The 5,969-nt window shown below is 65.7% G+C and carries 5 protein-coding genes; all 5 read right to left on the bottom strand.

The window, feature by feature from the left end:
- Positions 1-956: class I SAM-dependent methyltransferase (locus AC08OP_RS19330; protein ID WP_476615474.1), on the bottom strand; the 956-nt coding region annotated here is incomplete at its 3' end.
- The gene (locus AC08OP_RS19325) at positions 957-2,147 is read right to left on the bottom strand and encodes a class I SAM-dependent methyltransferase (RefSeq protein WP_476615473.1); all 1,191 of its coding nucleotides are present in this window, start codon (positions 2,145-2,147) and stop codon (positions 957-959) included.
- A gap of 116 nt (positions 2,148-2,263) precedes the next feature.
- Positions 2,264-3,304, bottom strand: coding sequence for an NAD-dependent epimerase/dehydratase family protein (locus AC08OP_RS19320; RefSeq protein WP_462186774.1), 1,041 nt, complete (start codon positions 3,302-3,304; stop codon positions 2,264-2,266).
- A 5-nt stretch (positions 3,305-3,309) separates the two neighbouring features.
- The gene (gene rfbF / locus AC08OP_RS19315; protein WP_476615472.1) at positions 3,310-4,083 is read right to left on the bottom strand and encodes a glucose-1-phosphate cytidylyltransferase; all 774 of its coding nucleotides are present in this window, start codon (positions 4,081-4,083) and stop codon (positions 3,310-3,312) included.
- Positions 4,080-5,441, bottom strand: a complete 1,362-nt coding sequence (locus AC08OP_RS19310) for a glycosyltransferase family 4 protein (RefSeq protein ID WP_476615471.1) — start codon at positions 5,439-5,441, stop codon at positions 4,080-4,082. The genes rfbF and AC08OP_RS19310 overlap by 4 nt, the downstream gene beginning before the upstream one ends.
- Between the last annotated feature and the right edge of the window lie 528 nt (positions 5,442-5,969).

The raw sequence follows: 5,969 nt of genomic DNA, 5'->3' as shown, positions 1-5,969 counted from the left end.
TCGGCGGCCGTCGCCAGGTCGGCGAGATGCGCGGACCAACGCCCGACAACCTCCCGGTAGACGTCACCGAACTTTCTGGCCTGGACCACGAACCGGTCCGTCGCCACCACGTCCTCGCCGGCGGCCGGTCCGATCCGACCGGGCGGACGGGCCGGCGGCGCCGTCCTGGCCTCGATCCAGAGGAACTGGTCACCGTAGGACGTCCCGGCGTCGGTGACGGTGAACCCGGCCGCGCTCACCACCCGCCGGAGTCCGGCCGGCGAGAAGTACGACACGTGCGGGTAGATGAAGTCCCACACCCCCGCCTCGCCGAGGACGAAGCCGCCGTTGGGCACCTCGAGATACAGCGATGCGTCCCGGCCGCCCAGCGCATTGCGGATATCGGTCAGGAAGCCCAGTGGATCGGACACGTGCTCAAGGACGTGCCGGCAGACGACAAGATCTGCCGGGAGATGGGAATAGCGCGGACCGTACAGGTCGACCACAAAGGTCACCGCGGCGTTGTCGGCACGTTCGGGGCCGATGTAGGTCGGGTCGTACCCGGTTCCGGCACACAGTCCCCGGGCGCACAACAGGCGCAGGAAGTCCCCCTTGCCCGACCCGATCTCGACAATCTCCCGCCCCACCAGGTTGTGCCGGACGATCAGACGGTCCGCCAACGCCTCGGCGTACGCCCGGAAGGCGGGCGAGAAGTGCAGCGAGTTGTCATACTCGCCGCCGTACTCGACGAGCCCGGCCTCGAACGCGACATTGACCACGGTGCCGCACTCGGCACACAGCGACAGCTCCAGAGCACGGCGCTGCGCGGCCATAGCGGCCTCCCGCGACGGCCACAGCACGCCGGTCATCACCGGCGAACGCTCAACACGTACCAGGTCTTCGAGCGCGGTGCCCTGGCACGCCGGACAGACATTGGTCACCGGACAGACGTTGTTCACCAGACAGACATTGCTCACTCAGACGGCCCTCAGCTCGGTGTCGACACCCAGCCGGGTCAACTCCCCCGCGATCTCGTCACGATAGATCGGATTCATGATGATCAGAAGGTCCGGCCTGTCTTCCCGCAGCCACTCGGACGGGACGATGCGGTGGCCGCTGCCCGCCATGAACATGCCGTGTTTGTGCGGGTTGATGTCGACGGCGTAGCGGACCAGGCCGGCGGCCGGGCCGAGGGTCGCCAGAAACGACACACCTTTGGAGCCCGAACCCCAGATCGCCGCCTTTTCGCCGCGCTGCTGCCCGTGCCGCAGCATCTCGCTCCACCGGTTCAGCGTCGTGGCCACCTCACGCTGGAAATGCCGTACCCCGACGCGCAGGGTGGCCAGGTCGTCCTCGATCGGCAGCGGGTCACCGGCCGCCGGAACGGTGGACGGCCGCGCCTCGATCAGCAGGTACTGGTCGTCATAGTCGAGGGAGACGTCGAGCACCTCGAACCCGGTAGCTCGGAACAACCTCGCCAGCGAACCGGCGCTGAAATAGGAGCAGTGCTCGTAGTACACATCCCAGAACGCCGCCTCCTGCAGCACCCGCAGGACGTCTGGCAGCTCAAAGAGGACCGGGATATCGGTCCGGTCACCGATCGCGGCCCGGATCATTCGCATGAAGTCGCCGACCGGCGCGATGTGCTCCAGGGTGTGCCGGCACACGACGGCGTCGGCGGTCAGGTGCGCATACCGCTCGGAGTAGAGGTCCGTGATCCAGGTCAGCCGGCCGGCAACCGGGCTGGTGATGCGCTCGGGCCGGACACCCGGGTCGATCCCGATGCCGGCGCCGGCACCCTGCTCGACCATGTGGACGAGAAACTCACCCTTGCCGCACCCGATCTCCAGGACCGTCTTCCCGTACAGGTCGTACTTGTCGGTCCAGCGCTTGGCAAGGTCCCGCGCGAACTCCTGAAAGCGGGTGGAGAATGCCTGCGTCTCCTCATAACGGGCGGAATACTGATTCTTGGCCGGATCGAAGGCCGTGTTCATGATGAAGCCGCAGCCCTCGCAGAAGGCGATCCGCAGGTTACCCCTCGGGAACGCCCGGGCCTCGTCCTCGCCGGCCAGCAGCAGACAACTGTGCGACGGGACGTCGTCCTTTGTATAGAAGGAGGTGAGACGGGAACCGCCGCAGGCAGGGCAGGCGCTGGACTGGTCAGTCATGGTACGACCCTCGGTGTCGGAACGGGAAGGATGAACCGGCCGCCCCGCCGCGGGTACGGCGGGTACCGCGGGTACGGCAGGGTACGTCGAGCCGCGGGAGTGGCAGCCGAGCACGCTCATAGCACCCGCATCGGTGCGGCCGACCGCAGGGTGGCGTCGAGCAGACCGTCCGCCATGAGTTGCTGGATGCGCCGGATCCGCTGGAAGCGGGAGCCGATCAGGTCCTCCTTGGTCAGCCAGGCGGCGACGTAGGCCAGGTAGAGCTCCTCGACCCCCTTGCGGACGGTCCACACCGGCCGGAATCCCGGTATCTCCTCGGCGATACGGTCGCAGTCCACCCGGTAGTTCCGCTTGTCCGGCCCGGCCGTATCCGCGAAGACCACCCGGCCGCCCGGCACGACCTCCTCGACGATCGCGGCCACGTCGCGTATCCGATAGTTCTCCGCCGACCGGCCGACGTTGTAGGCCTTGAGGTGGATCTTCTCGCGGGGCGCCTCGCACACGGCGAGCATCGCCCGGGCGATGTCCTCGATGTGTACCAGCGGCCGCCACGGCGTCCCGTCGCTCTTGAGGTAAACCTCGCCGGTCGTCACCGCGTAGCCGGTGAGATTGTTCACCACGAGGTCACCACGCAGTCGGGGTGAGACGCCGTACGCCGTGGCGTTGCGCAGGAAGACCGGGCTGAAATCGTCGTCGGCAAGCTCGGCGAGCTCCCGTTCGGCGATCACTTTTGACTCGCCGTAGGGGGTCACCGGATGAAACTCGGCCGACTCGTCGATGGGCGCGTCTCCGTGCGCGCCATAGAGGCTGCACGAGGACGAGAAGACGAAACGCGGTACGCCCGCGGCCTTGGCGGCGCGCCCGACCAGCAACGTCCCCCGGGCGTTGATGTCATAGGTCACGGCTGGGTTCAGATCACCCAGCGGATCATTGGATATGCCCGCCAGATGGACCACCGCGTCGTAACCCTCCAGATGGGACGGCCGGACGTCCCGAATATCAAGTTTCAACGCCGGCACGAAGTCCGGATCGAGTCCGAGGGTACACCCAGAGAACAGTCCGCTGTCCAGACCCACCACATCGTGCCCGGCGGCCCGGAAGAGCGGGACGAGACGGGTTCCTATATATCCGTCGTGTCCGGTGACCAGAATACGCATCGAGCTCAGTCCCATACCTTCCAGGGCGCACAGCCGCCATCCCACAGCGACTGCAGGAGTTTGCGGTCGCGTACCGTGTCCATACACTGCCAGAAGCCGCCATGCCGATATGCCATGAGCTGACCGTCCTTGGCGAGCCGCTCAAGGGGCTCCTTCTCGAACTGGGTGTCGTCGCCGGCAATGTAGTCGAAAACCTGCGGTTCTAGGACGAAGAAGGCACCGTTGATCCAGCCCTCACCGGCCTGTGGTTTCTCCGAGAACTCCACGATCTGGTCCCCGGCCAGCTCGAGGTGCCCGAACCGGGCGGGTGGCCGCACGGCGGTCAGCGTGGCGATCCTGCCATGCGAGCGGTGGAAGTCGAGCAACGTGTTGAGATCGATGTCCGCTACGCCGTCCCCCCAAGTCAACATGAACGTCCCCGTGCCACCGAGCCAGGGCGCGAGTCGCCTGATACGACCGCCGGTGGCGGTATTCTGACCGGTGTCGACCAGATTTACACGCCAATCCTCCGAGGTGCCCCCGTGCCGTTCCACATCGCCATTCCGGAGCGACACCGTGAGATCACTGGTCAGCGCCGCGTAGTCCACCAGCCAGCGTTTTATATATTCTCCTTTATACCCCAGTGCGATCGTAAAATCGGCGAACTGGAAATGGGCGTAGTACTTCATGATGTGCCAGATTATCGGCCGATTCCCGATCTCGATCATCGGTTTGGGTTTGATGACCGTCTCCTCCGCCAACCGGCTTCCCAGACCGCCAGCAAGAATACCGACCTTCATCGTTCCGCTCGTTCCCGGGACCCGGTCGTGTGAACCGGCGCTGCCGAGCCGCCCACGCGGGTCAAGCCGCCCTGGCGAGGGACCGGGATACTGGGGTAGCTGGCCTGGCGACCACGTAGCCGGTCGTGGACCCCGACGTAGCGGGGCTCCGAATACCGCCAGGACAATTCGTTCACAATGCGCTCCCGGCCCCGGGCGCCAAGAGTCCGGCGTCGGTCCGGGTCCGTCAGCAGTTCGGCGAGGGTCCGGGCGAAGTCCGCCACCGTGTCGGAGGGTACGTAGACGGCGGCGTCCTCGGCGCTCACCCGGGTCTCGGTCAGGTCGTAGGCCACCACCGGCAGCGCATAGGCCATGTATTCGAGCGTCTTGGACATGGTGGACACCTCGTTCAGCGGGCTCCGCGGGTCCGGCGACAATCCGACCGTGGCGGTGGACAGATAGTCCCGGATCATCTGGTCGTCCGCCCGCCCGGTGAACTCGACCCAGTCGTCGAGACCGAGCCGGCTCGACTGTTTCCGCAGATCGTCCAGACAGTCACCAAATCCCAGCAGGGCGAAGGCGCAGTCGGTGCGCCCGAGAACGTGGACATAGTGATGTATGGCATCGAGGAGTCGGTCGACACCGTCCTGCGGGCCCATTATTCCCAGATAACAGGCAAGGTGCTGCCGGCCGCGCCGCAACTCGGGACGCTCCGCGGCAGGCTTCATCAGTTCGGGGTCCGGTCCGTTTCGGACGACGGTCACCCGTTCCGATGGCAGCCGCCCCCTGGTCAGGGCCAGCCGCCGGTACGATTCGTTGGTCACGATCACGTGGTCGGCGACCAGCTGGTTCATCCGTTCAAGCAGCAGCAGCGCGCGGAGCAACAGCCCCCCGTCCTTGCCGAACCGTGAGCGATAGAGTTCCGGGCAGAGATCATGATGGTCGAAGACGAACTTCTTGCCGAACGGCTTGTAGAACAGCGCGAGCGCCCAGTACGTGTCCGGCGGGTTACACGCCTGGATCACGTCGAATCCGTGCCGGCGGGCCACGGCGACGGACAGGACAGCGGTTCGCACCCAGCAGTAGCCGAACTCGAAAACGTAACTGAGTACACCCTGGGTCCGGGGTGCGCCGCGATAGGTCCAGATGCTGACACCGTCGACGATCTGGTGACGCCGCTGCCCCGGGCCCCGTGGGCATATTACGGCGACCTGGTAGCCCTGGTTGCGAAGCGCCTGGCATTCCTGCCACGTCCGATGGTCGATCAGAATCGGCAGGTTCTGAACTACGATCAGAACCCGTCCTGCGTCGCCAATGTCGGGAGATTCGGTTGAGTCGGCGTCAGGCGCCGACGTGAGAGTATTCGCAGCCGTAGCCAACGAGATAGTCCCGTCGCGTGTCTGTCCCACATTTTTCTCCCGAAGATGAACGACCCCGTTGCCCGCGGACTGTGGACCCATCCCTCCCTTTCCGCCATGGCGAGGCTAGCGGCCGGCCTGGGCATCACCGGCGATTGAAAAACTTGCGTGTCGCGTCTTGGGGCCGGGCTCGGCCGATTCTCGCCACAGGAACGACAGAACTGACCGTTGGGGGCGGCTTATTCCAGCCATGCTGTTTGACGACGGCAGCCATGGCCGCCATGGATGCCGTGTTCGCGCCTTTAATGCCCGGGTCACTCTCGCGCTTTTTGACGCAAAGCCGCTCCTGGCAGCGGACCGCCAGTGACTTGTCGTGCGTTCCTCGGCTTTCTGGTCAGCTTACCGAATCAGACGGTCATCGAATCAGACGGTCCCGGATCAGACGGTCCCGGATCAGACGGTCGACGATGCGCGGACGGCGAGCAGTCCCAGCGACCCGGCCGCCTCCGTCAGGCCGGCTCGGGCGTCGGGGTGGGCGACGTGGTCGAT

This window comes from Frankia sp. CeRuru1 (assembly GCF_977966315.1).
The sequence above is the reverse complement of the archived record's forward strand: the minus strand, read 5'-3'. Positions and strand labels throughout refer to the sequence as shown.